This is a genomic window from Saccharopolyspora sp. NPDC002578, from assembly GCF_053592695.1.
In genome coordinates this window covers 57018-83541 of sequence record NZ_JBSFWJ010000007.1, presented here as the reverse complement: position 1 = coordinate 83541, position 26524 = coordinate 57018, and the positions used below count along the sequence as shown (strand labels likewise).

Below are 26524 nucleotides of genomic sequence, written 5' to 3'. Positions count from 1 at the left end.
TACTCACCCTGCTTGAGCTGCGGTTTCGGCGCGGCCGGAGGCTCGGGCCGGAGATCGGTCCGCGACGGAGCGGACGCGGTGCGTGGCGACATCCGATCTTTCGGGCGACCCCCGCCGACGCAGCGCGATCAGGGCGGGAGCGGTTCGGTAACTTGACCGCCATGCGGGTGCTGCACACCTCCGACTGGCACGTGGGACGCACGTTCCACGGCCGCGATCTGCTCGCGGAGCAGGAATCGGTGCTCTCCGGGCTGGCCGACCTGATCGCCGACGAGCACGTCGACGTCGTCGTCGTGTCCGGGGACCTCTACGACCGCGCCGTGCCGTCGGGCGAGGCCGTCGAGACCTGCGTGCGCGTGCTCGGCCGGTTGCGCGCGGCGGGCGCGCAACTCGTGGTGACACCGGGCAACCACGACTCCGCGGCGCGGGTCGGGGCGTTCGGCGAGTTCGCCGCCGCCGGCGGTTTGCACCTGCGCACCCGCATCTCTGAGCTGCACGAACCGGTGCTGCTCGACGACGAGCACGGGCCGGTCGCCTTCTACGGAATCCCCTACCTGGAGCCGGATCCGGCGCGCCAGGTGCTCGACTCGCACGCCGACGTGCCGGGTGCGAGCCCGATCGAGGAACGCGGTCACCAAGCGGTGCTCACCGAGGCGATGAACCGCATCCGCGCCGACCTCGAAGCCCGCGGCGAACCGCGATCCGTGGTGCTCGCGCACGCCTTCGTCACCGGTGGCGACGCCAGCGACTCCGAACGCACGATCGCCGTCGGCGGCGTGGACGACGTCCCGGGCGCGGTGTTCGACGGCGTGGACTACGTCGCGCTCGGACACTTGCACGGGCCGCAGCGGCTGGCCGAGCACCTGCGCTACTCGGGCAGTCCGGTGGCGTACTCGTTCTCCGAGGCTGCGCAGCGCAAATCCGTCTGGCTGGTGGACCTCGACGCGACCGGGCTGCACGACGTGCGCCGCCACGAACTGCCCGTGCCGCGCGAACTCGCGACGGTGCGCGGCGAACTCGAAGCGCTGCTCACCGAACCGGAGTACGCGGCCTACGAGGACTGCTTCCTGTCCGCGACGCTCACCGACGAGGTCCGGCCGCTGGACGGGATGCGCGCCCTGCAAGAGCGCTTCCCGCACGCGGTGCACCTGGAATGGCAGCCCGCGGGCGGCAGGGCCACCGCTGAGCTGCGCTACTCGGAGGCCGTGCGCGGCCGGGACGACACGGCGGTGGCCGACGGCTTCGTAGCCGACTGCCGGGGCTCCGAACCCACCGAGGGCGAACGCGCGCTGCTGGCCGAAGCCCTGCACGCCGTGCAGCTCGCCGAGGTGCGCGAATGAGGCTGCACCAGCTGACGATCACCGCGTTCGGCCCGTACCGGGACCGCGCCGAAGTGGACTTCGACGCGCTCGGCACCGACGGCCTGTTCCTGCTGCACGGCGACACCGGCGCGGGCAAGACCAGCCTGCTCGACGCGATCTGCTTCGCGCTCTACGGCGCCGTGCCCGGCGCTCGGGAACAGGTCAAGCAGCTGCGCTGCGACACCGCCGCCGACGACGTGGCCACCTCGGTCGAGCTGGAGCTCACCGTGCAGGGCCACCGGCTGCGCATCGTCCGCAGCCCCAAGTACGACCAGCGCAAGAAGCGCGGCGAAGGCACCACCACCCGCAACGCGAGGGCCTCGCTGACCTGGATCAGCGACGCCCCCGACGGCGCCCCGTCCGAAGGTTCCGCCCGCATCGACGAGGTCAACCGCACCGTGCAGCGGCTGCTCGGGATGAGCGTCGACCAGTTCACGAAGGTCGTGCTGCTGCCGCAGGGCGAGTTCGCGAACTTCCTGCGGGCGGAGACCACCGAACGCGAGAAGCTGCTGGAGAAGCTGTTCGGCACCCAGCGGTTCGCCGACGTCGAGCAGTGGTTCGTCGAGCACCGCCGGGAACGCGGCCGGGCGGTGGAGGCCCACACCCAGCAGGTCCGCGAGCTCGTCGCCCGCGTCGCCCAGGTCGTCGGGCAGGACCCGGAGGACGGGGCCGACGAGCGGTTCTGGCTGGAAGGCTGGGAGAAGCACCTCACCGCGGAGCTCGACGAGACCCGGCGCGCCCGCGCCGAACTGGCCGACCGGCGCGAAGCCGCGGACGCGGAGCTGACCGCGCGCCGCGCGCTCGCCGACAAGGTCCGCCGAGTGCGGGGCGCCCACGCGGAACTGGCCGAACTCGATGCGCAGCGCCGCACCCACGAGCAGTGGCGCGCCGAACTGGACGCCGCGCAGCGGGTGCTGCCGGTGCTCACCGTCCGCCGCGCGACGACCGAAGCCGAGACCGAACTGGATCGCGCGGCCCGCGAAGCCGGACGTGCGGAGGCGGACTGCCCCGGTGCGGACCTCGACGCCTCGCTCGACGAGCTGCGCTCGCAGGCGGGCACCCACCGGGAGCGCGCGGGGGCGCTCACCGAACTGCTTCCCGAAGCGCGGCAACAGGAAACCGACCACGCCCGGCTCGCCGAACTCACCCGCGGCATCGAAACCGACGAGCGGGCGGGCGCCGAGCTGGCGGAGCAGCAGACCGCGCTGCCCGAGCGCATCAGCACCGCTCGGGCGCGGCTCGACGAGTCGAAGCAAGCCGAAACCCGCCGCGAGCAGGCCGACGCGAAGGTCGCGGAGCTCACCGAACTGCTGCGCACCGCCCGCGCCGTGCCCGCGGCGCGGCAGGACCACGAGCAGGCCGCCGAGGCCGCGCAACGCGCGGTCGACGCCCACCAGCAGGCCCGCGAAACCCTGCTGGACCTGCGGGATCGCCGGCTCGCGGGCATGGCCGCCGAACTCGCCGCCGGCCTCACCGCCGGTGCCGCCTGCCCCGTGTGCGGTTCGGCGGAGCACCCGGAGCCGCGCGCGGCCGTGGACGACTCGGTCTCCGCCGACGACGAGGAACGCGCCCAGCAGGCCGAGCAGCAGGCGCAGTCCCGGCGCGAGGCCGCGGCGACGGGGGAGACCGACGCGCGCAGGCACCTCGACCTGCTGCTGGAGCGGGTCGGCGAGCGGACCACCGACGACCTCGTGGCCGCCACCGCCGCCGCCACCGAGCAGCGCGACACCGTCCGCGCCCTGGCCGATCAAGCCCGCGCCCGCGCCGATGAGCTCGCCGACCTGGAGTCCTCCGCGCAGCGGCTCACCGAGCGGCGCGGGGAACTGGATCGGCGGATCGCCGCGGCCCGCACCGAACGCACCGGGCTCCAGTCCACTGCGGACGCTCGCGCGGAACGGCTGGACGCGGCGCGCGGCGAGCACCCCGGCATCGCCGAACACCGCGCGCACCTGCTCGACCGGGTCGCGCGCCTCGACCGCCTGATCACCGCCCGCGGTGCCCGGGACGAGGCGGAGAAGCGCCTCGCGAAGCAGCGCGCGGCGCTGCACGAGGCGGCCGTCGAAGCGGGCTTCGACGACATCGACGCGGCGCTGGCCGCCGAACGCGGCGAAACCCGCCGCGCCGAACTCACCGACGACCTCACCCGAGCCGAACAGCGCCGGGCCACCGCGCACTCCGCACTCGGCAGCGAAGAACTCTTCGGCGTCGACGCCGACACCGAGATCGGCCTGGAAGCCGCCGCAGAAGCCGCCACCACCGCCCGCGAAGCCGCCGAGCGGGCCACCGCCACCGCGCAACGCGCCGAACAGCGCGAACAGGACGTGCGGTCGCTCGCGACCCGGTTGCGCGCGGCCTGGGACGAACTGGGCCCGGCGCTGGCCGACCACGCCGAACTGGAGGCGCTCGCCGACGTCGTCAACGGGCGCGGCCAGAACGCGCGCAAGATGTCGCTGCGCTCCTACGTGCTGGCCGCCCGGCTGGAGGAGGTGGCGGTCACCGCGACCCGCCGGTTGCAGCGGATGAGCGACGGGCGCTACTCGTTCGTGCACTCCGACGCGGCGGGCGCACGCGGCACCCGCGGCGGGCTCGGGCTCGACGTGCTCGACGACTACTCCGGCCACACCCGCTCGGCGAAGACGCTCTCCGGCGGCGAATCGTTCATGGCCTCGCTGTCGCTGGCGCTGGGACTCGCCGACGTCGTCGCCGGGGAGACCGGTGGCGCGCTGCTGGACACGCTGTTCATCGATGAAGGCTTCGGCACGCTCGACGCGAACACCCTGGACCTGGTGATGGACACCCTCGACGAACTCCGCGCGGGCGGGCGGGTCATCGGCCTGGTCTCGCACGTGGACGAGATGCGCCAGCGCATCGGAATCCGCCTGCGCATCCGCAAGTCCCGCGAGCACGGCTCCACGATCGAGCTCGATACCTGAGAAAGCTCCGCGCCCGGCTGATGACAGTGGCGTGGTTCATCCCTAATGTCGGGCTCATGGCTCAATCCATGATTCGGCGTTCCCGCGGGCTCAAGGCCGTCGGCGGCGTGGCGGGCGCGCTGCTGGCGCTCACCGTCACCGCAGGCTGCAACGACCCCGCCGCACCGCCGCAACAACAGCAGGAGCAAGAGGACGGCGGCAACCAGCAGGACGGCGACCAGCAGGACGACCAGCAGGACGGCGACGACCAGGACGGCGGGGACGACCAGGACGACGACTGAGCCGTGACGATCGGCGACGGGCGCGGGCCGGTCGTACCGGCCCGTCCCCGGGCCACCTGAGTCGATCGACCCCCGGACCACCTAGAATCACCGGCCGTGAGCCTCACCCTCGGAATCGTCGGGCTGCCCAACGTCGGCAAGTCCACCTTGTTCAACGCGCTGACCAGCAACGACGCGCTCGCGGCGAACTACCCGTTCGCCACCATCGAGCCGAACGTGGGTGTCGTGCCGTTGCCCGATTCCCGGCTGGCCACCCTCGCCGAGCTGTACGGCTCCGAGAAGCTCGTGCCCGCCACCGTGTCGTTCGTCGACATCGCGGGCATCGTCAAGGGCGCTTCCGAAGGCCAGGGCCTCGGCAACAAGTTCCTCGCGAACATCCGCGAAGCGGACGCGATCTGCCAGGTCATCCGCGTGTTCGACGACCCGGACGTGGTGCACGTCGACGGCAACGTCGACCCGTCCAGCGACATCGAGACGATCAACACCGAGCTGATCCTCGCCGACCTGCAGACCTTGGACAAGGCGCTGCCGCGGCTGGAGAAGGAAGCCCGGACGAACAAGGACAAGCGCCCGGCGCTGGAAGCGGCCAACGAGGCGAAGGCCATCCTCGACGGCGGCACCACGCTGTTCACCGCGAAGAAGGCCGACGTGCCGGAACTGCGCGAGCTGAACCTGCTCACCACCAAGCCGTTCCTGTACGTGTTCAACGCCGACGAAGGCGTGCTCTCCGACGACGCCCGCAAGCAGGAACTGCGGGACCTCGTCGCCCCCGGCGACGCCGTCTTCCTCGACGCCAAGGTCGAATCCGAGCTCATCGAGCTCGACGAGGAATCGGCCCGGGAACTGCTGGAATCCGTCGGTCAGCCGGAGCCGGGCCTGCACGCCCTGGCCCGCGCCGGATTCCACACCCTCGGCCTGCAGAGCTACCTCACCGCCGGGCCCAAGGAGGCCCGCGCCTGGACCATCCCGCAGGGCGCCACCGCCCCGCAGGCCGCAGGCGTGATCCACACCGACTTCGAGCGCGGCTTCATCAAGGCCGAGATCGTGTCCTTCCCGGACCTCGTCGACGCGGGTTCGATGAGCGCCGCCCGCTCCGCGGGCAAGGTCCGCATGGAAGGCAAGGACTACGTCATGACCGACGGCGACGTCGTGGAGTTCCGCTTCAACGTGTGACCGGCGGCGTTGCTCCTGAGGGTTGCGTCGGGGCGGGGTCAGCGGTGGGTGAGCACGTTGATGACGTTGCCGCCGGGGTCGCGGAAGAAGAAGCGCCGAACGCCCCACTCCTCGTCGGTCAGCGGGTGGACGACCTCGAAGCCCTGGCGCACGACCTCGTCGTGCGCGGAGTCGACGTCGGCGACGTCCAGCGACGCGACGGGGTTGCAGGGGGCGGTGCGGTCGGTGGTCATGAGGCTGAACTGGGCCGTGCCGCCGCTGCCCAAGGTGGCGATCCAGCCGTGGTCCATCAGCACGTCCAACCCCAGCACTCGCTGGTACGCCGCGACGGCGGTGGGCAGCTCGGGCACGGTCAGGATCGGCACGGCTCGTTTGAGGTCCACCGCCGGAGTATGCGGCGGTCGCCGACGTCGTGGCCAGTGCCGCCGGGTTCCGCGCGAACGGTGATCACGGCCGCGCGCGCGAGTTGCGCATGGCCCTCGTGAGGGTGATCGGTGCGCCCGAGTCGGCGCTTCGCCGGCCGGAGGTGAACTCCGCGTACTCCGGGCCGTCCACGGCGTACAAGGCCAGGCGGCCGCGGGGGTCGGCGTGGATGCCCCAGCCGTAGCGCTTGCCGAGCTGGGAGGAACGCAGGCACGGCTGGCTGCGCGCGAAGAACTCGAGGCGGGCGTGGACCCGATCTTCGTCCGGGATGCCCTGCCGATCCGCGAAGACGGTGAACAGGACGTCGCCGGACGTGAACTCGTACGGATGCCCCGCGATCAGCGCGTAGGTGCGCGCGGAGACAGAAGGATCATCGCCCTTGGCCGGGGGCACCGTTCCCGTCTTCGCCGGGCAGTCCTCGGCCACGGCGATGAACGTGTCCACGTAATCCACCCGCTCCATGGCGCAACTTTACTGCCTGTCTTCGACCTCGGTTTTGCGTAGCGGGTCGCTCAGCGGAACCTCAGCGGCTTCCTCGCTGCCCTTTTGCCGGTGTGATCGCGATTTCTGATGTATGCCGTGCACGGCGAAATCGCTGTCCTCGCGAGGAAGCCGCTGAGAACCCGCCGGTGGTCTTGTTGCTCAGGCTGGTCACTGCTCAGCGGCTTCGCCGCTGACAGGACAAACGACCACGAACGCCGCTCACCTGGAAATACAAGATCAAAGATGGGCGGTCAGTCCTGGGTGACTGCCGCGGCGAGGAATCCGCAGGTAGATCGGGTTCAAGTTGACGGCGTACCGGGGAGGAGCGCGGAAGCCGGTGCGATTCGGGAAGCCGGTCTCGGGTTGGCCGGAGAACGGGCCGCGATGCGTTCGAGCGGAGGTGCCGGGAAACGATTGCTGTCGTTGTCGATCGGTTGACCCCTGATCGGGGGTCGGGGTGCGGCTCACGCGGAATTCTCCGGAGTGCCGAATGCGGATCCGGCACATTCGGGTGAAACGTTGCGAGGTGCCGGTAGCTGAGCGCTGGTGCCGCTCAGCTGCTGGTAGAAGCGCCGGGTGTCATGATTCGCATGGCGTTACCGGCCGCTTTAAGTTGTGCCCATGCAGCTCATCACCTCGATCTGCGGGGACTGCAACGGCAAGGGTTGCGGTAACTGTGGTGACACCGGAACGATCACCATTCTTGAGGACTAGCAGGCGAAATCCGCGATTTCGCGGGATGGCCCGCCGCGCGCGATGCGGCGGGCGCCGCCGCCCACCCCGCACCGTTCGAGCACTGCTCCCGCCCCGCCGTCGACGGGGTGACGGCCACCGTCCGCCCGCGCCCGTCGAAGCGGGCCGTGCGCAGCGGGCATCGCTGCTAGCGTGCCGAAGATGGCTACCACCGAGCCCGTCCTGGTCATCGGTGCCGGAGTGACCGGTCTCAGCACCGCCGTCACCCTCGCCGAAGCCGGTGTCCCGGTGCGCATCCGCACCGACGAACGGCCCGCCGAGACCACCTCGGCCGTCGCCGGGGCGATGTGGGGGCCGGCGCTGCTGCAACCCGCCGACCGCGTTCAGGGCTGGGTCGCCCGCACCTACCACCGCCTCGTCGAACTCGCCGCCGACGACACCAGCGGCGTGCACCTCGCCGCCGGGCGGATGGCGGCCCGCGTCGACCTCGGCGACCAGCTGCCGCCCGAGGCGCTGCTGCTGCCCGACCTGCGCCGTTGCGCACCCGACGAGCTACCGGACGGGTTCGTCAGCGGCTACCGGGCGACCGCGCCGCTGATCGACATGCCGCGCTACCTCGACCACCTCACCGAGCGGTTCCGGGCCGCCGGTGGGGAACTGCTGCTCAGCCCGGTGTCCTCGCTGGTCGAAGCGGTCGAGGAAGCGGGCAGGGTCGTGAACTGCACCGGAGTGGGCGCGCACGAACTCGTCGGCGATCCCGGAGTGCGTCCCGTGCGGGGCCAGCACGTCGTCGTGCGCAACCCCGGTGTCACCGAGTACTTCGTGGAGATCGGAGCCGGCCCCGAGTTCACCGCGTACATGCCGCACGGCGACCACGTGGTGCTCGGCGGTACCGCGGTCGACCAGGACTGGTCGCGCATCCCCGGACGCGAAGCGGGCGCCGCCATCCTGCGGCGCTGCGCGCACGTCGAACCGCTGCTCGCCGGAGCCGACGTGCTCGGCGAGACCGTGGGACTCCGCCCCGGACGGGACGCGGTCAGGCTGGAGGTCGAGCGGTTCGGCGGCGGCACCGTCGTGCACAACTACGGGCACTCCGGGTGCGGCGTCGCGCTGTCCTGGGGCTGCGCCGCGGAAGCCGCCGAGCTGGTGCTGACCGGCTGAGGTCAGGACAGGGCGTCGACGACCCCGTCGATCTCCTCCGCCAGCGTGACGTCCTTCGCCGTGATGCCGCCCTGCGAATGCGTCGACAGCGAGAACGTGACCTTGCGCCAGCGGATGTCGATGTCCGGGTGGTGGTTCTCGCTCTCGGCGATCTCCGCGATCCGGTTCACGCCCTGGATGGCCTGCGGGAAGCTCGCGAACTCCACCGTCCGCGTGATCGTGGTTCCGTCCTGGGCCCACTCCGGCAGTCCGGCGAGCGCTTCGGCGACCTGGGTGTCGTTCAGCAGTTCGGTCATGGCTCCATGGTGGTGGTCGACCGGCCGGATTGCGACCGTCGGCCCCACCCGGAGCGGTGACACGTAGACTGCCGTCGCCACGGGAGTCCAGCGCGCTGGGCTGAGAGGAGGGGCGAATCCCCTCGACCGTCCGCACCTGAACCGGATCATGCCGGCGCAGGGAGGTGTCGCGATCAGCTCGACGTTGCACACGTGGCCGTTGCCGTGTGCTGCTCGGGAGGACCGTTGAACCGTTACCTGCGCTGGGTCGCCGCCCTTGCGGTCGCCTCGCTCACCACCGGGTGCTCGCTCATCGGGAGCTCCGGCCCGGAGCCCGCCGCGCGCACCGTCACGCTCGTCGCGCACGATTCGTTCGTCGCCGACCCCGCCGTGCTCGCCGACTTCGAACGGCGCAGCGGCATCCACCTGGAAGTCCGCAACAGCGGTGACGCGGGCGAGCTGACGAACAAGCTGGTGCTGTCCCGAGCCGCGCCGCTCGGCGACGTCGCCTACGGCGTCGACTCGACGTTCGCGTCCCGCGCGCTCGGCGCAGGCGTGTTCGCGCCGCACCGGTCCGCCGCGGCCGAACGCGGACCGCAGCGGTACGCGCAGGACCAGGAGCAGCGGCTCACCGCGATCGACGTCGCCGACGTGTGCCTGAACATCGACACCGGCTGGTTCGCGCAGCACCGGGTGCCGGAGCCCGCGACGTTGCGCGACCTCACCGACCCCCGCTACCGCGGGCTGATCGCGTTACCGGACCCGACGACGTCCTCACCCGGGCTCGCGTTCCTGCTCGGCACCGTCGCCGCCTTCGGCGATCCCGGCTGGCAGGACTACTGGCGGGACCTGACCGCGAACGACGTGAAGCTCTCCGCCGGTTGGGAAGAGGCCTACAACCAGGACTTCTCCGGATCCACCGGGCAGGGGCCGCGGCCGATCGTGCTGTCCTACGCCTCCTCGCCCGCCGCGGAGGTCGACGAGACCGGCCGCCCGCGCACCCGGGCGCTGCTCGACACCTGCTACCGGCAGGTCGAGTACGCCGGTGTGCTGGCCGGGGCGAAGGACCCGCAGGCCGCCGGTGAAGTCGTCGACTTCCTGCTCTCACCTGAATTCCAAGCGCAGGTGCCGGACCAGATGTACGTGTACCCCGCGGTCGACGGGGTCGCGCTGCCTCCGGGCTGGGCGGAGAGCGCGCCGCTGCCGCAGGGCCCGGCGGAGCTGCCCGCAGCCGAGGTGGAACGCGACCGGGACCGCTGGGTGGAGCAGTGGCGGACGCTGGTGCGGGGATGAACCACGGCCTCCGCCGGCGGTTGCCCGTGGCGCTCGCCGCGGTGATCGTGCTCGGTTTCCTCGGGCTGTTCTTCGCCTGGCCCGTCGCGGCGATCGTCGGGCTGGGACTGCGCGGTGAAGTCGGGGCGGTGCTGGTCGAGCCGTCGACGTGGCGGCTCGTGGGCTTCACGCTCGGGCAAGCCGCCGCGTCCACCGCCGTCGCGTTGCTGGCGGGACTGCCGCTGGCCTACGTGCTGGCCCGGCTCGCGGTCCCCGGCCGCGGGCTGCTGCGGGTCGCGGTGACCGTGCCGTTCGTGCTGCCGACGATCGTGGTGGGCATGGCGTTCCGGGCGTTGTTCGGCGCCGATGCCGGGGTGCTCGCGATCGTGCTGGCCAACGCGTTCTTCAACGTCGCCGTCGTCGCGCGCACCGTGAGCGGGCTGTGGAGCCACCTCGACCGGCGGATGGAGGACGCTGCCCGATCGCTCGGCGCGAGCCGGTTGCGCGCGTTCACCTCGGTGACGCTGCCCGCGCTGCTGCCCGCACTGGGATCGGCCGCCTCGGTCGTGTTCCTGTTCAGCGCCACCAGCTTCGGCGTGGTGCTGGTGCTCGGGGGTGGTGAGCTGCGGACGCTGGAGACGGAGATCTACCTGCGCACCGTGCAGCTGCTGGACCTCCCCGGCGCGGCGGCGCTGTCGCTGCTGCAGCTCGCGGCCGTCGTCGCCGCGCTGCTGGTCGCGACCGTCGCGCGACGACGCCGGGAAACGGCGCTGCGGCTGCGCGCGCCGTCCGACACCGCGCGGCGTCCGCAGGGAGCGGAGTGGTGGGTCGTCGGGCTCGCCGGGCTGGTGCTGTGCGGGCTCGGCACGCCGATCGTGACCTTGCTGCTGCGATCGGTGTCCACCAGGGACGGGTGGGGGCTCGCGGGGTACCGGGCGCTGCTGGGCACCGGGCAGAACGGGACGTTGGAGGTCACCGGGCTCGAAGCGGCGCTCAACTCGGTGCGCACCGCCGTCGACGCGACCTGGATGGCGCTGCTGTTCGGGCTGCTGGCGTCCTTCGTGCTCGTCGCGATCCGGCGCCGGGCCATCGCCGAAAGCCTCGACCTGGCCCTGATGCTGCCGCTGGGCGTGTCCGCGGTGACCGTCGGCTTCGGGTACCTGATCACGCTCGGTTCGCTGCCGGGAGATCTGCGGACCTCGCCGCTGCTGGTGCCGTTCGCGCAAGCGCTGGTGGTGACACCGCTGGTGATCCGCATGGTGCTGCCGGTGCTGCGGGCCATCGACGAACGACTGCGCCAGGCCGCCGCGACGTTGGGCGCCGGGCCGTGGCGGGTCCGGCGCGAGATCGACGTTCCGCTCGCCGCGCGAACCGTGCTGGCCGCGGCGGGTTTCGGATTCGTCATCGCGCTCGGCGAGTTCGGTGCCACCGGCTTCCTCGCCCGGCCCGACGCGCCGACCCTGCCCGTGGCCATCGCCCGGCTGCTCGGCAGGCCCGGCGAGCTCAATTCGCAACTCGCCTACGCCGCGTGCACGTTGCTGATGATCGTCACCGTGCTCGGCGTCGTGCTCATCGAACGGCTCCGAGGACGTACCGACGCCGTGGAGGAATTCTGATGGGGCTGGAAGTGCACGGGCTCACCGTCCGCTTCGGCGAGACGACGGCGGTGCGCGAGGTGGATCTGTCCGTGCTGGACGGCGAGGTCCTGGCGCTGCTCGGGCCGTCCGGTTGCGGCAAGTCCACTCTGCTGCGGACCGTCGCCGGGCTGGAACGGCCCACGGCGGGAGCGGTGCGCTGGAACGGACGCGACCTCGACGCGGTCCCGGTGCACCAGCGCAGGTTCGGGATGGTCTTCCAGGACGGGCAGCTGTTCCCGCACCGCGACGTGGCGGGCAACGTCGGCTTCGGGCCGCGGATGCGCGGCGTCGGCGGGGCCGCCCGAGCCGCGCGCGTCGCGGAACTGCTGGAGCTGGTCGGCCTCGCCGGATACGGCGCGCGCCGGGTCACCGACCTATCCGGCGGTGAAGCCCAGCGTGTCGCGCTCGCCCGCGCGCTCGCCGCCGACCCGGAACTGCTGCTGCTGGACGAACCGCTGTCCGCGCTCGACCGGATGCTCCGGGAACGGCTCGCCGTCGACCTCGCCGCGCTGCTCGGGCAGGGCCCGTCGACCGCGCTGGTCGTCACGCACGACCACGACGAGGCGTTCACCCTCGCCGATCGGGTCGCCGTCATGGCGCGGGGCGCGGTCCTGCAGGCCGACACGCCCGCACTGCTGTGGCGGCACCCCGCCGACGACGAAGTGGCCGAGTTCCTCGGCTGCACCACGTTCCTACCGGCGACCGTCCGCGACGGAACGGCGACCTGCGCGCTGGGGACCGTCGAGGTGACCGCGAAGGACGGCGACGCGCGGCTCGGCCTGCGTGCCGCCGGAGTGCGCGCCGAGCGGGCCCGGCCCGACGTCCCCGGCGGAGCCGAACCGGTCGGCACCGTGCGGGAACGCGTCCACCGGCACGATCACGTGCGGCTCGCCGTGAACGTGCCCGAGTTCGGCCGGGTGGAGGCGGTCGCGCACATCGCCGACGCGCCCGCGATCGAAGACGAGGTGCGGCTGAGGCTGGACCCCGACGGAATCGCGCTCGTCGGCGGGGACTGAACGGCCGCTCAGCCGGACGGTCGTTCCAGGAAATCCGAGTCGGGCGCCGCGAATCCGAACCGCTCGTACAGGCCGTGCGCGTCCGCCGTGTGCAGCATCCACCGGAAGTCCCGGCCCGGCCCGTCCTCGATCATGGCCCGCACCAGCTCGACGCCCACCCCGTGCCCGCGCGCGGCGGGCAGGACGAACACGTCCGCGAGGTACGCGCTGAGCACTCCGTCCGAGAAGGCTCGGGCGAAGCCGAGCAACCGGCCGTCCGGCTTCCGGTAGGCGGCGACGATGCGCCACGCGCCGTCGACTTGGCGGTCGAACGCTTCCCTGGTCCGGTTGCGGCCCCAGTACGCCTCGGTGGACAGGAACTCCCACACGGCGTCGCGATCGACGCGTCGCGGGTCGTCATCGACTTCGAATTCCACCCCCGCAGCCTAGGGGCCCGCTCGCTGCGGCTGTCGTCGATTTTCCGGGGGGCGGCGATCGACGCGTTGTCCGGGCTGCGGTGGCGTCCCGCTGCACCGGGTCACAGGGTTACGGCCCGCCTGAGCTTCCGCGGTCCGCGGATGCTCAGGCGGGCACGGGGTCACGCGTCTCGGGTGACCATGCGCAACACCGTCGCGGACAGGCCGATGACCAGGTAGCAACCGGCTCGCAGCAGGCCCGTGGACAAGGTGTCCGTGAAGATCGGATCCCGCAGCACGTCGATCACGGCGGACCAGTCGGTGGTGATCAGCAGCGGACGCAGCCACTCCAGCGACGGCACCGTCCCCAGCACGCCGAACACGATGAGCGCCGCCATCGTCCCGGCCATCACCACGAGCGGGTGCTCGGTCAGCGAGGACAGCGCCAGCGCCACCGCGCCGATCGCCGCCATCTGCGCCGCGCACCAGAGCACTGCCAGCGCGATCCTGCCCAGCGCGGCGCCCAGCGACAGCGTCGTCCCGGACAACGTCACCAAGCCGTCCCCGCCGACGATGATCAAACCGGTGAGCAGGCCGCTCACGGCGAGCACCAGCACCGACAGCAGGACCATCAGCAGGACGCCCGCGGACTTGACGCCCACCAGGCGAACCCGGCCGAGCGGCGCGATCAGCAGACCGCGCAGCGTGCCGTGGGACGCCTCGCCCGCGATCGCGTCCGCCGCGACCATCGCCACCACCAGCGGCAGCAGCATCGATTGCGCCAGCAGGATGCTCGCCACCGGCAGCACCAGGCCGTTGCCCGCGACCGAGCTCAGCAGCCCCGGGCCCCCGCCGCTGCCCGGTCCACCGGTCAGCGCGATCCCCACCCCGATCAGGACCGGCAGTCCCGCCAGCATCAGCAGCGCGAGCAGGTTGCGCGGGCGGCGCAGCACCCAGCGGAACTCGGCCAGCAGCACCCGCGCCAGCGGCGCCGATCGGCGCCCGGCGGGTGCCGGGGAAACCTCGGCGGACACGGTCGCGGTCATGACTCCTCCTCGGTGAGCCGGGCGAACAGGTCCTCGAGGCCCGCGCGCCCGCGCCGCGCCTCGTGCACCCCGACGTCGGCGCGCACCAGCGTCGCCAGCACCTCCGGAGCGTCCACTTCGGACAGATCCACGCGCAGGGCCTGCTGTTCCACGCGAGCGGAGATCCCGTTGTCCCGCAACGCGTCCAAGCCGGCGGTGAGGTCCGACGTGGAGATCATCAGGTGCGGGCCGCCCGACTCGAGCAGCTCCGCCAGCCCTCCCTGCGCGACCAGCGTGCCGCGGTGCATCACGGCCACGTGGGTGCAGGTCGCCTCGACCTCGGCCAGCAGGTGCGAGGAGACCAGCACCGTCGTGCCCACCGCGTGCAGTTCGGCGATGATCTGCCGGATCTCCCTGGTGCCCGCCGGGTCCAGACCGTTCGTGGGCTCGTCGAGCACCACGAGCTCGCGCGGTACCAGCAGCGCCGCGGCCAACCCCAGCCGCTGCTTCATGCCCAGTGAGTAGCCGCGGAACCGGCGGTCGGCGGCAGCGGTGAGCCCCACCCGCCGCAACGCCTCGTCCACCGCCGAGCGGATGTCCTGGCTCGCCAGGTTCGGCTCCATCGCCGCGCAGCGCAGCAGGTTCTCCCGGCCGGACAGGAACGGGTGGAACCCCGGCCCCTCCACCAGCGCGCCCACCTTCGGCAGCACTCGGTCCGCCTCGTCGGGCAACGCGTGACCGAGCAGCTCCACCGAACCGGCCGTCGGCCTGATCAAGCCCAGCAGCATCCGGATCGTGGTGGTCTTGCCGGATCCGTTCGGCCCCAGCACCCCGACCACGGCGCCGCGCGGGACCGCGAGATCGATTCCGGCCACCGCGGCCGTGTCGCCGTAGGTCTTGCGCAACCCGGAGGTGCGCGCGGCGTACACCTCGACCGGGGTGGGGGCGGCGGCGACCGCCCCCACCTGTTCGGCCTGGTCGGCCACTTCGGTCATCACGGAGTCCCGACAGCGGCGGTGAGCACCTGCTCCGGCACCGCGCCCGCGGCGACCCGGCCATCGGCGGTCACCAATGCGGAACCGACCTTCGTGCTGATCAGCCAGCCCTCACCCCACGGGCCGTTGACGGGCTTGCCGAGCTGCTGCGCCAGCGCCTGCGGGGTCGTCCGCTCGCCACCCCGCTCCGGGGCGAAGCCGGGGCGTCCCGACTGCTCGCCCGGGGGCTGCTCGCCGTGGGACTGCGCGGTCTGCGGCAGGCGCGTGACGACCACCGTGTCCCAGCCGTCGCCGACCACGGTCGGGTGCTGACCGGCCGGGTGCTGCGGGCGGTCCGCCGGGGACCGGTCGCCGGTGGGGTGTTCCTCGACCTTCGCGCCGTCCGGCGGGGTGAAGCGGAACATCGCCGGGTCCGGCGGGGACAGGTCGAGGTCGGAGAAGCCCGCGCGCAACGCCGGGTCGTCCGAGCCGTTGGTCAGGACGGTGACCTCCAGCGGCGACCGCGTCTGCGCGTCCACCGCCAGCCGGACCTCGCGCAGCACGGTGCGCTCGGCGGGCTTCGGCGTCAGCACCAGCTCGTAGGCGTCCCGGCCCGCGACCCGCGCGGTGCCGTCCACCGCCACGTCGCTGGTCCGCCGCAGCTGCCCGACGATCTCGCGGGACAACGTCGCCGGGTCCTGCACCGCGGCGTCCGGGCCGCGGCCGTCCGGGCCGATGGCGTGCGCTCCCGGACCGTGCTGCTGCTTGTCGCCCTTGGTGGCGGTGCGGGACTCGGAGTCCCACTTCCAGATCGCGGAGCCGTCGTCGACGACGGTCACCTCGCCGGAGGCCGACGGGATCGAAGCCCGCTTGTGGCCCTGTCCGTCGTTCCACACCCGAAGCGTGCTGGTTCCGTCGGCGAGCATCGAAGCGGCGCCGCCGTCGGCGCCGGGCAGCGACGGCAGCCCCAACGCGTTGTCCACTCGAACCGTTCCGGACAACGCCGGGGGAGTCGCCGTCAGCACCGATTCGACCAGCTGCTCCGGGGCGACCGGGGGCAGCTGCGGGTCCTCGTCAGCACCGGCGGGCAGGGTGAGCACGGTCAAGCCGAGCAGTCCGGCCAGCCCACCGGCCGACGCGGCGAACACGACATTCCTGCGTTTCATGCGGTCCTCCTGGTTTCGATCCGCTGCCGTGAGCGTGGCCCTGCCGAACTGAGATGGACCTGAGAACGGGCCGGGGAAGCTGAGAGGGATCTCAGGGCTCGGTGCGTGAGCGGGTTCGGCCACGGCATGCTGAGCAGATGCAGCCGCGGGTGTTGGTGGTCGATGACGAACCGGGTGTCCGGACGGCGTTGCGCCGTGGCCTGACCGCCGAAGGCATGGAGGTCACGGTGGCCGTCGAAGGAACCGAGGCGCTGCGGCTCGCCTCGACCGGTTCCTTCGACGTGGTGGTGCTGGACGTGATGCTGCCCGGCCTGTCGGGCTACCGGGTGCTGGAGCGCCTCCGCGGCCAAGGGGTGAGCACGCCGGTGCTGCTGCTCTCGGCGAAGGACGGTGAAGTCGACCAGGCCGACGGCCTCGACCTCGGTGCCGACGGCTACCTCGTCAAACCCTTCTCCTTCCTGGTGCTGACCGCGCAGGTGCGCGCCTTGGCGCGACGTGGTGAGAGCTCAGTGCGCCACGACGTGCTGCGGGTGGGCGAGCTGGAGATCGATCGCGACGGCCGCGAGGTCACCTGGTCCGGATCGACGGTGACGCTGTCCCCGCGGGAGTACGGGCTGCTCGTTGCACTGGCCGGTCGGCCGGGCACGGTGGTGCCGAAGGAAGACCTGCTGCGGCTCGTCTGGGGAGCGGACCAGTTCGTGACCCGCAACGTCGTCGAGGTCTACATCGGTTACCTGCGCCGTAAGCTCGCCGCGGTCGGTGCCGAGCACCTGGTGCGCACGGTCCGCGGGCACGGCTACCAGATCAGCGCCGAGCAGCTGCCTGACGAGGAACCGGGGGCCGATCCCGCGAAGCTCACCCGCGATGGGGGCTCGTCCGCGTGAGGTGGTGGCCGTTGCGGCAGCTGCGCGCGTGGTGGGCGCGCCGCACCCTCCAGTTCCGGACCAGCGCGGTGGCGACCTTGGTCGCGCTCGTCGGACTCGGAGTGCTGGCGCACATCAGCGTCGGGCTGATCAGCTGGCTGCTGATCGAATCGGTCGACACCGAGCTGCGCACGAAGGTGGGCACCACCGCGCGCCAGGTGGCGGCAGGTGCCGTGCCGAACCGGCTCGCGGGCGGCGAGATCCGGATCTTGGACACTGCGGGCGCCCCCGTCGATGGGCTGCCGCCTCCGGAACTGACCTCGTGGGAGGTCAGCGCGCTCAAGAGCGGCGAAGGCCTCCTCGATTCGTCCTCGTACGGCGTGGACCAGGGCCTGTACCGCTGGGTGGGCATGGTCGTGCCCGACCCGGCGGGCAGTCCGCGGCTGGTGCTGGGAGCCGCGCACCTGGTGGGGCACGGCGACGCGCTGCGCACCGCGGGACGTGCCCTGACCCTCGGCCCGATCCTCGCCGCCGGGGCCGTCGGGATCGCGACCTGGCTCGTCGTGCGCAGATCGCTGCGACCCGTCGAACGGATGCGGCTCGCCGCGGTGAGCCTGCCGGAAGGACACCGGTTGCCGGTCTCCGACGCCGACGACGAACTGCGCGCGCTCGCCGTGGCGCTCAACGAGATGCTGGCCCGCCGGGACGGGGACACCGAGTGGTTGCGGCGGTTCACCGGGGACGCCGCGCACGAGCTGCGCAACCCGGTTGCCTCCATCCGCGCGCAGGCCGAGGTGGCGGTCGTGCACCCCGATCCGGAACTCGCGCACGAGACCTTGCAGGACATCGCCGCCGAAGCGCGGCGGCTGTCCGACCTGGTCGACGGCCTGCTCGCGCTCGCGCGGGCCGAGTCGGGTTCGCAGCCGCAGCACCAGCCGATCGAGCTCGTCAGCGCCGTGCGCGCCGCGGCGGACCGGGCCAACCTGCGCGGGTCCGGCCCCAGGGTGCGGGTCACCGCACCGACCGGAACCGTGGTGATCCTCGCGGGCGAGGCGGAAGTGGGGCGGGTGCTGGACAACCTGATCACCAACGCGCTGCGGTACGCGCGGGCGCTGGTGCGGGTGTCGTTGCTGCCCGCGGCCGAGTCCGTCCGGCTGGTCGTCGACGACGACGGCCCCGGCATCCCCGCCGCGCACCGCGGCCTGGTCTTCGACCGGTTCCACCGGGTGCAGCCCGATCGGGCTCGTGGCACCGGAGGGTCCGGGCTCGGGCTCGCGTTGGTCGCGGAGGCCGTGCGCGGGCGCGGTGGTTCGGTGCAGGCGGCGGAATCGCCGGAGGGCGGCGCCCGGATCGAGGTCCGCTGGCCGCTGCCCGGCCCGCTCCGGCCGGTGCCCCGTCAGCAGTGAGGTCGCCGCTGCGAACGCGGTGCGCAGCGTCCGGCTCGAGCGCGATCCCGCCGCAGGAGCGCTCGGCAGCGAGCGCGCCACCTCGGCGGCGGCCGTCCTGCCGGGCGGTCGCGCTCGCTGTGCGAGGGGCGCCTTGAACCGCTCGGCGAGCGACTTCGCGAACCGGAACCACCCCGGAGACCGCCGCGCGGGGTGTGGGGCAGGATGTTCGCCCGTGTCGGTGTTGCGAAGCACAGGTTTGATAGCGGCCCCGTTGACCACGGTCGGAGCGGCGCTGCGCCACACCCGCACCGCGGAGGACGGCTTGCGGGCGCTGGGGATCCAGGGCCGGGCGCTCACGCCCACCGCGGAACTCCTCGTTCCCGGCGACGACCTCGCCTTCCGGGTGCGGAAAGCCGGGCTGGCGAGGCTGCGCACCCGCATCGTGCGGGCCGACGCCGGGCGGCTGGAATCGGTGCTCATCGCTGGTCCTCTCTCGGAGTTGCGGCATGAATCAGTGCTGGCCGAAGCCGGTGGTCACACGCTGCTGACCGACTCGCTGCGGTGGACGACCCCGTTCGGGCCGCTCGGGCGGCTGGCCGACGTCGTGCTGGGCCGGCGGGTGGTGCTGGCGGTGCTGGCGAGCCGGTTGCGCGCGGTCGGCGAGCTCGCCGAGGAGTGGGCGGGCAGGCCCGTGGTGGTCGGGACCGCCATCACGCGCGGCGGACGCCTGCTGGTGCAGCAACGGCACTTCCCGGCGCGGGACGCGGGGAAGTGGGAGTTGCCCGGTGGCCGGGTCGAGGCCGGGGAGAGCGAGCAGGACGCCGTCATCCGGGAGTGCAAGGAGGAACTCGGCGTCGACGTGGTGCCGGGTGGACGGGTCGGTACGGACGTGCCGCTGCACAACGGGATGCTGCTGCGGGTGCACACCGCGGAACTCGCCGACCCCGAAGCGGAGCCGACGGCGGTCGAACACCGCGCGGTGCACTGGGCGCCCGCGGCCGAGCTCGGCGCGTTCGACTGGCTGGAGGCCGATCGCGTGCTGGTGCACTCGCTGCGCGACCTGCTGGCCTGACGATCCGCTCGGCGCCCGCGCGTGCTGCGGGGCGAGTGCTGGTCCGGGTGGTGTTCGCGGTGGTCATGAGCCCAGATTGCCGACGTCGATCAGGTGTTCGCCACCTTTTCGGCCGAGTGCACTCGAACTGGTGAACGAACGGGTCGGCCGCGCGGCTGGGCGTCCGACCCGTTCGCGCGCCTAGCGCAGTCCGGCCAGCCGCAACGCGGCGTCCAGCCTCGGCCGGGCCCGCTCCGCCGCGCGCCCGGCCCCCTTCTGCCTGGTCCGGTCCAGCTCGGCCGGATCGTCGAGCAGCTCCCGGGCGCCTTCCCGGACCGGTCGCAGCTGCTCGATCACGGCCTCCGCGACGGCGTCCTTGAGCTCGGAGTAGGTGCTCGCCGCCTCCGCCGCCGCGTACGGGCTCACGTCCCCGCACGCCCCGAGGATCTCCAGCAGGTTCGCCACCGCGGGCTGCTCGTCGGGGGCGTAGCGGACGGTGCCGAGGTCATCGGTCACCGCGCGGCGGAACTTGCGCCGCACCACGTCCGGCTCGTCCAGGGCGAACACGACGCCCGCGTGCTGCTGCGCGGACTTGGCCATCTTGCGCGCCGGGTCCGACAGGTTCCGCACCGCCGCGGCGGTGCGCGGCACCACCGCCCGGGGGATCGCGAACACCTCGCCGTAGGTGCCGTTGAACCGCCGCGCCAAGGTGCGCGCCAGCTCCACGTGCTGGTTCTGGTCGACGCCCACCGGGACTTCCGTCGTGCCCTGCAGCAGGATGTCCGCGGCCATCAGCACCGGGTAGGTGAGCAGGCCGAGCCGGGCGGTGTCCTGGCCGGCGCCCTTCTCCTTGAACTGGATCATCCGGGCGGCTTCGCCGTAGCCGCAAGCGCACTCCAGCACCCAGTTCAGCGCGCCCAGCTCGCCCGCCAGGTCGGATTGCACGAACACCGTCTCCGGCGCGATGCCGCCGGCCAGCAGCACGGCCAGGTTCTCCCTGGTGAGGGCGCGCAGGCGTTCCGGCCGGTAGGGCATGGTCATCGCGTGCAGGTCCGAGATGAAGTACAGGTCGTCGGGCCCGCCCTCGGTCGCCCAGCGGCGCAGCGCGCCGAGGTGGTTGCCCAAGTGGACGTGGCCGGACGGGGTGATGCCGGACAAACGGGTCACGATCTCTCCTGCTGATCGGAGCCGCTCACCAGTCCGGTCCTCGCACCGCTCGGCCGCCTGGTGGCGACCGATGTGCGTGCGGGTTCAGTGCACGACGAGCCGGGGCCGCCCTCGGGCGGCCCACCACATGCTCAGGCGCGGATGCGACATTTCGTGCACGGCGCGCACTTTAGCAGAGAGATATAGGCATTCGCGGTGCGGGAGGACTATCGTGGAATCATGTTCGTCGTATTGCTGAACTACACCGCTCCGCAATCAGACATCGACGGCGCATTGGTGGATCACTATGAGTGGGTGACTCGACATTACGAGGCCGGTGACTTCATCACGACCGGTCATCGAACTCCGGAACCGGGAAGACCGTTGACCGGCGGCGTGCTCATAGCCCGTTCCATGACTCGGGGAAGGCTGGAGGCCATCCTCGCCACCGATCCCTTCGAGCTGCGAAAACTCGCGCGGCACGAGGTGATCGAATTCCAGGCGCTGCGCACGGTGCCGGAGATGGCGAAGTACGCGGACCAGCTCGTCCCCGCAACCGAATAGGCGTACGACATCGATCCGCGCCTGGGCTGACGCCGAGGTGCGGATCAGTGCGACTTCTTTCCCTTTGAGTCTTTCTTAGACTTCTTTTGCGCTTTCTTGACTTCGTGCTCTTTTGCGTCCTTCAACGCTTCGCGCAACACCACGATCGGGCACTTCTTGCACGGTGGGCGCGAATGGCAGCACTTTCGCTTGACCTTGATCGTTTTCTTGCTCACGCTGGGCTTCCCGCTGCCGGAGACGTCCGCTGGGGACCGGACGCCGTCAGCGTAGGGCCGGTGGGACGCCCGTTGCGAACTCGATGCGGCCTGCGCGGGTGTTGCGCTCAACACCTGTCGTCGGGCCCGGCCGTCAAGTGCTCTACGCTGGAAGAGGCCGCGTGTCGACAACGCACCGAAGCCTTAGCAGTGTCGGGCCCGTGACGTGTCGGGCCCCGCCGTCCGTGATCGGTCGCCTTTCTTCGATGGGCGGACCGTGCCGGAACAACGGGGTCCCCGGAGCGCGGGTCCGCGCCGGGGCCGCGAGTTCCGCAGCGGCGGCAGCGGAGCCGTGGCAGCCCAGGTCGACAAGCGCCGCCGCCATGCCAGACCCGATCTTTGTCTTCCAACTCATGGAGTGCTCGCGTGCCCGCCACCAGCGTCGCCGAACCGAACCAGCGGATCCGTACCGATCTGCGCAACGTCGCGATCGTCGCGCACGTCGACCACGGTAAGACCACCCTGGTGGACGCCATGCTGCGGCAATCCGGCGCCTTCTCCGAACGTGCCGAGCTCGTCGACCGGGTCATGGACTCCAATGACCTGGAGCGGGAAAAGGGCATCACGATCCTGGCCAAGAACACGGCCATCCGGCGGGTGACCGAAGACGGCCCCGTCACCATCAACGTGATCGACACCCCCGGCCACGCCGACTTCGGCGGTGAGGTCGAGCGCGGCCTGTCCATGGCCGACGGCGTGGTGCTGCTGGTCGACGCCAGCGAGGGGCCGCTGCCCCAGACGCGGTTCGTGCTGCGCAAGGCGCTGGCCGCCAAGCTCCCGGTGATCCTGGTCGTGAACAAGGTCGACCGCCCCGACGCGCGGTGCTCCGAGGTCGTCGAAGAGGCCCACGACCTGCTGCTGGACCTCGCCTCCGAGCTCGACGACGGTGAGGGCTCGGTGGACATGGACGCCGTGCTGAACCTCCCGGTGATCTACGCCTCCGCCCGTGCGGGCCGCGCCAGCCGCACGCAGCCGACCGACGGCGACCTCCCCGAGGACGAGGACCTCACCGCGCTGTTCGACACCCTGATGGAGCACGTGCCCGCTCCGCTCGGCGACCACGAAGCGCCGCTGCGGGCGCTGGTGACGAACCTCGACGCGTCCTCCTTCCTGGGCCGGATCGCGCTGTGCCGCATCCACGCGGGCACGTTGAGCAAGGGCCAGACCGTCGGCTGGTGCCGCGAGGACGGCACCGTCGAGAAGGTGCGGCTCACCGAGCTGCTCATCACCGAGAACCTCGACCGCGTCTCCACCACCGAGGCCTACGCCGGTGACCTGGTGGCGATCGCGGGCATCCCGGACATCACCATCGGTGACACCCTGGCCGACCCGGACGACCCGCAGCCGCTGCCGCGGATCACCGTGGACGACCCGGCGATCTCGATGACCATCGGTGTGAACACCTCGCCGATGACCGGCCGCAACGGCGGCACCAAGGTCACCGCGCGGTTCGTGAAGAACCGCCTCGACGCCGAACTGATCGGCAACGTCAGCATCAAGGTCGTGCCGACCGAGCGCCCCGACACCTGGGAGGTCCAGGGACGTGGCGAGCTGGCGCTGGCGGTGCTGGTGGAGACCATGCGGCGGGAGGGCTTCGAGCTCACCGTCGGCAAGCCGCAGGTGGTCACCAAGACCATCGACGGCAAGCTCTCCGAGCCGTTCGAGCGGCTGACGATCGACGCCCCCGAGGAGCACCTGGGCGCGATCACGCAGCTGCTGGCCGGCCGCAAGGGCAAGATGGAGACGATGGACGGGCACGGCACCGGCCGGATCAAGCTGGACTACGTGATCCCGTCGCGCGGCCTGATCGGCTTCCGCACCGAGTTCCTCACCGAGACCCGCGGCACCGGCATCGCCAACCACGTCTTCGAGGGCTACTTCCCGTGGGTCGGCGAGCTGCGCACGCGGCACACCGGTTCGCTGGTCGCGGACCGCACCGGCCCGGTCACCAGCTACGCGATGATGCAGCTGGCGGACCGCGGCACGTTCTTCGTGGAGCCCGGCGCCGAGGTGTACGAGGGCATGGTCGTGGGCGAGAACCCGCGCGCCGAGGACCTCGACATCAACGTCACCAAGGAGAAGAAGCTCACCAACATGCGCTCCGCCACCGGCGACGAGCTGGAGCGGCTGGCCCGCCCCCGCACGCTGGGCCTGGAGGAGGCGCTGGAGTTCTGCTCCGGCGACGAGTGTGTCGAGGTCGGTCCGGACGCGATCCGGGTGCGCAAGATGGTGCTCGACAGCACGACCCGCGGCCGGGAGCGCTCGCGGGCGAAGGCTCGCGACAACGGCTGAGCTCCCCGTTCCACCTGAGCGGAAGCTGAGCGTTTCCACCCCGGTGTGCAGTGTTGAAAGGACGCGCGGAACCATGAGGGTTTCCGCGCGTCCTTCTTTGGGGGGACATCGCGCCCGCCTGGATTCGGCAACCGGGGACAAAGGGGAGGTTCGGCAGCGTGCACCAGGGTCGACGTCCGTTCACCGTGGTCAGCTTGCTGGTCACCATCGGGAGCTTGGTGGTGGCCTGCACCGACGCGCCGCCGCCCCCGCTGGTCGAGCCGCCTGAGCCCAGTCCGCAGACGGCTCCCTCGACGCAACCGATGCCGACCGAGGTCGTCGTCGGCGTCGACTCGCTGGAGGGCGGGTTCAACCCGCACACGCTGGCCGACCTGTCGCCGACGAGTTCGGCGCTGTCGAGCCTGATGCTGCCCTCGGTGTTCCGGCCCGCGCCGGACGGCACGCGGACGCTGGACACGACGCTGATGGAGTCGGCGGAGGTGCTGCCGGAGGCCGAGCGGTTCACGGTGCACTACCGGATCCGCAAGGAAGCGGCTTGGTCGGACGGTGCGCCGATCGCCGCCGAGGACTTCGTCTACCTGTGGGAGCAGTTGCGCTCCCAACCGGGCGTGTCGGATCCGGCCGGGTACCAGCTGATCGACGACGTGCAGTCCCGGGAGGGCGGCAAAGCCGTCGAGGTGACCTTCGAACGGCCCTACCCGGGCTGGCAGAGCCTGTTCACGAACCTGCTTCCCGCGCACCTGCTGCGGGACGCGCCGCGAGGCTGGACGACGGCGCTGGACAGCGGCTACCCGGCCTCGGGCGGGCCGTTCGCGATCCGGCAGGTCGACCTGCAGCGCGGCGAGATCATCCTGGAACGCAACGACCGGTTCTGGGGTCCGCCCGCGGTCTCCGACCGCATCGTGCTGCGCGCCAGCGACCAGGCCGGCCAGGTCGAGGCGCTGCGCAGCGGCGACAGCCACCTGGCGGTGTTCGGCGCCGACCGCTCGACGATGGCGGCGCTGCGCGAGCTCGGTTCCTCGGTGCAGGTCAGCACGGTGCCCCGGCCGGCCACGATGCAGGTGCTGCTGCGGCCGACCAGCGCCCAGCTCGCCGACGCGCGAGTGCGCAACGCGGTCGTGGCCGGGCTCGACCGGCAGGCGCTGATCGACGCGGGAAGCGGCGGCGGCCCCGGCGACCAGCTGCACGCGCACAGCCAGGTGCTGGCGCCGTCGGAACGCGGCTACACGCCCACCGAACCTCCCGGCGAGGACGGGCCGTCTCCGGAACGGGTGCGCCGACTGCTCACCGAAGCCGGATACCGGCACGAAGCGGGCGCCTGGACGAAGGACGGTCGCACGCTGAACCTGGTGATCGCGGCTCCGTTCGAGCACGAGCAGTACATCCGCATCGCCGAAGCCGCCGCGAAGCAGCTGCGGGCGCAGGACGTGCACGCCACCGTGGTCACGCCGACCAGCGATCAGATGTTCGGCGAGATGCTGCCGACGAACCCGCTGTCCGAGGAGCCCGGCGCGTCGAGCTCCGTCGACATGGCGATCGCGCCGCGGCCCGCCGACGGGGACCCCGCGGCGATGATGGCGGCCTCCTACGGCTGCCCCGGCGTCGACTCCGACGACCAGCCGTTCCCGTTCACCGCAACCGGGTTCTGCGACCAGCTGCTGCAACCGACGATCGACGCGGCCCTCAGCGGAGCGCTGCCGTTCGAAGAGGCCTCGGCGAAGGTCGAATCGGTGCTGTGGTCGCAGGCCGTGGCGCTGCCGCTGTACCAGCAGGCGCAGGTGCTGGCGTTCGGCCGCGAAGTGCGCGGCGTGCAGCGCGGCAACGGGCTCGCAGGCCCGTTCTCCACGGCAGCTCAATGGCAGGGCACCCCCAGCGACAACGACGGGTACTGAGGACTGGGCCCGTTCTGCTCGGGTGTGGCCCAGGGGATGTTGAGTGTTGCCTTCGGCGGCGGGGCTGTGGGGCTCCGCTGCCGGTCAGCAGGTGGGCCGGGGTGTCCTCGGCTCGCCGGGGATCGGAGGAGAAGTGGTGGAGACGGGGCGTTTGCAGCAGGTCGGGGTCTTCCACATGCGGCAGCGCATGACGTTGATGGTGAACCGGTACGAGATCCGCGCCGACGACGGGCAGGGCGGGGAAGGCGAACTGGTCGCGTTCGCGCAGCAGAAGCGGGTCGCGTTCAAGGAGCAGGTCACGCTCTACACCGACTCCGACAAGTCCGAGGTGCTGGCCGGGTTCCGGGCGCGCAAGGCGCTGGACCTCGCCTCCGGCTACGACGTGACCGACGCGGCGGGTGCGCCGATCGGGCTGTTCCGCAAGGACTTCCGCAAGTCCCTGACCCGTTCGACGTGGCACCTGGAGCAGCCGGGGCGCCCCGTCTGCACCGGCCACGAGCGGAGCAAGCCGATCGCGGTGCTGCGCAGGCTGTGGGAGTTCATCCCGCTGCTGGAGAACATCCCGTTCTTCTTCCCGTACCACTTCGACTTCGCCGTGGACGGCGAGAACGCGGTGTCGGTGGAGCGGAAGGTCTCCCTGCGGGACCGCTACGTGATCAAGATCGAGGACGAGCGGCTGGACCGCAGGCTGGTGTTCGCCCAGGCGATCGCGCTGGACGCGTTGCAGGGACGGTGATCCGTCCGGGCGGTTCGGTCCACCGGCACGGGTGAAGTTGATCCGCGCTGGTTGACAGGGCGCCTCCGCA

Annotated in this window: 24 protein-coding genes and 1 riboswitch; of the genes, 15 read left to right on the top strand and 9 right to left on the bottom strand. The window is 71.8% G+C overall.

Annotated features, from left to right (window positions below; genetic code table 11):
• Positions 1-161: 161 nt before the first annotated feature.
• The 4 genes from ACWD38_RS06000 (at position 162) to ychF (ending at position 5748) form a co-directional block, all read left to right on the top strand.
• Positions 162-1340, top strand: coding sequence for an exonuclease SbcCD subunit D (locus ACWD38_RS06000; RefSeq protein ID WP_184476868.1), 1179 nt, complete (start codon positions 162-164; stop codon positions 1338-1340).
• A complete protein-coding gene (locus tag ACWD38_RS05995; RefSeq protein ID WP_450123461.1) occupies positions 1337-4294 on the top strand; it encodes an AAA family ATPase in 2958 nt (985 codons plus the stop codon). Before ACWD38_RS06000 ends, ACWD38_RS05995 begins: the two co-directional genes overlap by 4 nt.
• Positions 4295-4350: 56 nt before the next feature.
• Positions 4351-4575: a hypothetical protein gene (locus ACWD38_RS05990; RefSeq protein WP_184476873.1), complete on the top strand. Its 225-nt coding sequence runs from the start codon at positions 4351-4353 to the stop codon at positions 4573-4575.
• A gap of 96 nt (positions 4576-4671) precedes the next feature.
• Positions 4672-5748, top strand: coding sequence for a redox-regulated ATPase YchF (gene ychF, locus ACWD38_RS05985; protein ID WP_184476875.1), 1077 nt, complete (start codon positions 4672-4674; stop codon positions 5746-5748).
• A gap of 38 nt (positions 5749-5786) precedes the next feature.
• Here the strand turns inward: ychF and ACWD38_RS05980 are convergent, their stop codons facing one another.
• On the bottom strand, positions 5787-6131 hold the full coding sequence (locus tag ACWD38_RS05980) for a VOC family protein (RefSeq protein WP_184476908.1): 345 nt from the start codon (positions 6129-6131) through the stop codon (positions 5787-5789).
• Positions 6132-6195: 64 nt separating this feature from the next.
• Positions 6196-6633 (bottom strand): DUF6157 family protein, encoded by a 438-nt coding sequence (locus ACWD38_RS05975; RefSeq protein WP_450123460.1) that lies wholly within the window; start codon positions 6631-6633, stop codon positions 6196-6198.
• A 915-nt stretch (positions 6634-7548) separates the two neighbouring features.
• Between ACWD38_RS05975 and ACWD38_RS05970 the strand changes: the two genes are divergently transcribed.
• A complete protein-coding gene (locus ACWD38_RS05970; RefSeq protein ID WP_184476912.1) occupies positions 7549-8508 on the top strand; it encodes an FAD-dependent oxidoreductase in 960 nt (319 codons plus the stop codon).
• A gap of 2 nt (positions 8509-8510) precedes the next feature.
• Here ACWD38_RS05970 and ACWD38_RS05965 read toward each other — a convergent pair whose 3' ends face one another.
• Positions 8511-8804, bottom strand: a complete 294-nt coding sequence (locus ACWD38_RS05965) for a 4a-hydroxytetrahydrobiopterin dehydratase (protein WP_184476914.1) — start codon at positions 8802-8804, stop codon at positions 8511-8513.
• 69 nt (positions 8805-8873) lie between these two features.
• Positions 8874-8984: riboswitch (TPP riboswitch) on the top strand.
• Between the two features lie 45 nt (positions 8985-9029).
• On the opposite strand from ACWD38_RS05965, the gene ACWD38_RS05960 reads away from it, so the two are divergent.
• Genes ACWD38_RS05960 through ACWD38_RS05950 form a run of 3 tightly spaced genes read left to right on the top strand, consistent with a single transcriptional unit; the run spans position 9030 to position 12708 of the window.
• Complete coding sequence (locus ACWD38_RS05960) at positions 9030-10076, top strand: thiamine ABC transporter substrate-binding protein (RefSeq protein WP_450123459.1); 1047 nt, start codon at positions 9030-9032, stop codon at positions 10074-10076.
• Positions 10073-11671: an ABC transporter permease gene (locus tag ACWD38_RS05955; protein ID WP_450123458.1), complete on the top strand. Its 1599-nt coding sequence runs from the start codon at positions 10073-10075 to the stop codon at positions 11669-11671. Before ACWD38_RS05960 ends, ACWD38_RS05955 begins: the two co-directional genes overlap by 4 nt.
• A complete protein-coding gene (locus tag ACWD38_RS05950) occupies positions 11671-12708 on the top strand; it encodes an ABC transporter ATP-binding protein (protein WP_184476920.1) in 1038 nt (345 codons plus the stop codon). Before ACWD38_RS05955 ends, ACWD38_RS05950 begins: the two co-directional genes overlap by 1 nt.
• A gap of 8 nt (positions 12709-12716) precedes the next feature.
• On the opposite strand, the gene ACWD38_RS05945 is transcribed toward ACWD38_RS05950, so the two are convergent.
• The 4 genes from ACWD38_RS05945 to ACWD38_RS05930 form a co-directional block, all read right to left on the bottom strand.
• A complete protein-coding gene (locus ACWD38_RS05945) occupies positions 12717-13124 on the bottom strand; it encodes a GNAT family N-acetyltransferase (RefSeq protein WP_450123457.1) in 408 nt (135 codons plus the stop codon).
• A gap of 161 nt (positions 13125-13285) precedes the next feature.
• The gene (locus tag ACWD38_RS05940; RefSeq protein WP_184476924.1) at positions 13286-14149 is read right to left on the bottom strand and encodes an ABC transporter permease; all 864 of its coding nucleotides are present in this window, start codon (positions 14147-14149) and stop codon (positions 13286-13288) included.
• Entirely contained in the window at positions 14146-15123 is a 978-nt protein-coding gene (locus tag ACWD38_RS05935) for an ABC transporter ATP-binding protein (RefSeq protein WP_184476926.1), read from the bottom strand. Before ACWD38_RS05935 ends, ACWD38_RS05940 begins: the two co-directional genes overlap by 4 nt.
• On the bottom strand, positions 15123-16268 hold the full coding sequence (locus ACWD38_RS05930) for a LolA family protein (protein WP_450123456.1): 1146 nt from the start codon (positions 16266-16268) through the stop codon (positions 15123-15125). The genes ACWD38_RS05935 and ACWD38_RS05930 overlap by 1 nt, the downstream gene beginning before the upstream one ends.
• A gap of 137 nt (positions 16269-16405) precedes the next feature.
• On the opposite strand from ACWD38_RS05930, the gene ACWD38_RS05925 reads away from it, so the two are divergent.
• From ACWD38_RS05925 to ACWD38_RS05915, 3 genes are all read left to right on the top strand, one after another.
• Positions 16406-17152 carry a response regulator transcription factor gene (locus tag ACWD38_RS05925; RefSeq protein WP_184476930.1) on the top strand — a complete coding sequence of 249 codons (747 nt, stop codon included), beginning with the start codon at positions 16406-16408 and terminating at the stop codon, positions 17150-17152.
• 11 nt (positions 17153-17163) lie between these two features.
• Positions 17164-18537, top strand: a complete 1374-nt coding sequence (locus ACWD38_RS05920; RefSeq protein WP_184476932.1) for a sensor histidine kinase — start codon at positions 17164-17166, stop codon at positions 18535-18537.
• Between the two features lie 253 nt (positions 18538-18790).
• Complete coding sequence (locus ACWD38_RS05915) at positions 18791-19591, top strand: NUDIX domain-containing protein (RefSeq protein WP_343071181.1); 801 nt, start codon at positions 18791-18793, stop codon at positions 19589-19591.
• A 180-nt stretch (positions 19592-19771) separates the two neighbouring features.
• On the opposite strand, the gene trpS is transcribed toward ACWD38_RS05915, so the two are convergent.
• Entirely contained in the window at positions 19772-20737 is a 966-nt protein-coding gene (trpS, locus tag ACWD38_RS05910) for a tryptophan--tRNA ligase (protein ID WP_184476934.1), read from the bottom strand.
• Between the two features lie 219 nt (positions 20738-20956).
• Here trpS and ACWD38_RS05905 point away from each other — a divergent pair, with 219 nt between their 5' ends.
• Positions 20957-21280 carry a YciI family protein gene (locus ACWD38_RS05905; protein WP_184476936.1) on the top strand — a complete coding sequence of 108 codons (324 nt, stop codon included), beginning with the start codon at positions 20957-20959 and terminating at the stop codon, positions 21278-21280.
• Between the two features lie 44 nt (positions 21281-21324).
• Here ACWD38_RS05905 and ACWD38_RS05900 read toward each other — a convergent pair whose 3' ends face one another.
• On the bottom strand, positions 21325-21495 hold the full coding sequence (locus ACWD38_RS05900) for a hypothetical protein (protein ID WP_184486131.1): 171 nt from the start codon (positions 21493-21495) through the stop codon (positions 21325-21327).
• Positions 21496-21900: 405 nt separating this feature from the next.
• On the opposite strand from ACWD38_RS05900, the gene typA reads away from it, so the two are divergent.
• From typA to ACWD38_RS05885, 3 genes are all read left to right on the top strand, one after another.
• Positions 21901-23826 (top strand): translational GTPase TypA, encoded by a 1926-nt coding sequence (typA, locus tag ACWD38_RS05895; RefSeq protein WP_184476938.1) that lies wholly within the window; start codon positions 21901-21903, stop codon positions 23824-23826.
• 158 nt (positions 23827-23984) lie between these two features.
• A complete protein-coding gene (locus tag ACWD38_RS05890; RefSeq protein WP_343071182.1) occupies positions 23985-25718 on the top strand; it encodes an ABC transporter family substrate-binding protein in 1734 nt (577 codons plus the stop codon).
• Positions 25719-25854: 136 nt separating this feature from the next.
• Entirely contained in the window at positions 25855-26454 is a 600-nt protein-coding gene (locus tag ACWD38_RS05885) for an LURP-one-related/scramblase family protein (protein WP_343071183.1), read from the top strand.
• The last annotated feature ends 70 nt before the right edge of the window (positions 26455-26524 follow it).

What these genes read in the sequence shown, in the direction of transcription:
- ACWD38_RS05975 (WP_450123460.1), bottom strand. Translation starts at nt 6,633, where the DNA reads ATGGAGCGGGTGGATTACGTGGACACGTTCATCGCCGTGGCCGAGGAC.
- ACWD38_RS05965 (WP_184476914.1), bottom strand. Translation starts at nt 8,804, where the DNA reads ATGACCGAACTGCTGAACGACACCCAGGTCGCCGAAGCGCTCGCCGGA.
- ACWD38_RS05935 (WP_184476926.1), bottom strand. Translation starts at nt 15,123, where the DNA reads ATGACCGAAGTGGCCGACCAGGCCGAACAGGTGGGGGCGGTCGCCGCC.
- ACWD38_RS05950 (WP_184476920.1), top strand. Translation starts at nt 11,671, where the DNA reads ATGGGGCTGGAAGTGCACGGGCTCACCGTCCGCTTCGGCGAGACGACG.
- ACWD38_RS05955 (WP_450123458.1), top strand. Translation starts at nt 10,073, where the DNA reads ATGAACCACGGCCTCCGCCGGCGGTTGCCCGTGGCGCTCGCCGCGGTG.
- ACWD38_RS05930 (WP_450123456.1), bottom strand. Translation starts at nt 16,268, where the DNA reads ATGAAACGCAGGAATGTCGTGTTCGCCGCGTCGGCCGGTGGGCTGGCC.
- ACWD38_RS05990 (WP_184476873.1), top strand. Translation starts at nt 4,351, where the DNA reads ATGGCTCAATCCATGATTCGGCGTTCCCGCGGGCTCAAGGCCGTCGGC.
- ACWD38_RS05995 (WP_450123461.1), top strand. Translation starts at nt 1,337, where the DNA reads ATGAGGCTGCACCAGCTGACGATCACCGCGTTCGGCCCGTACCGGGAC.
- ACWD38_RS05970 (WP_184476912.1), top strand. Translation starts at nt 7,549, where the DNA reads ATGGCTACCACCGAGCCCGTCCTGGTCATCGGTGCCGGAGTGACCGGT.
- ACWD38_RS05905 (WP_184476936.1), top strand. Translation starts at nt 20,957, where the DNA reads ATGTTCGTCGTATTGCTGAACTACACCGCTCCGCAATCAGACATCGAC.
- ACWD38_RS05940 (WP_184476924.1), bottom strand. Translation starts at nt 14,149, where the DNA reads ATGACCGCGACCGTGTCCGCCGAGGTTTCCCCGGCACCCGCCGGGCGC.
- ACWD38_RS05925 (WP_184476930.1), top strand. Translation starts at nt 16,406, where the DNA reads ATGCAGCCGCGGGTGTTGGTGGTCGATGACGAACCGGGTGTCCGGACG.
- ACWD38_RS06000 (WP_184476868.1), top strand. Translation starts at nt 162, where the DNA reads ATGCGGGTGCTGCACACCTCCGACTGGCACGTGGGACGCACGTTCCAC.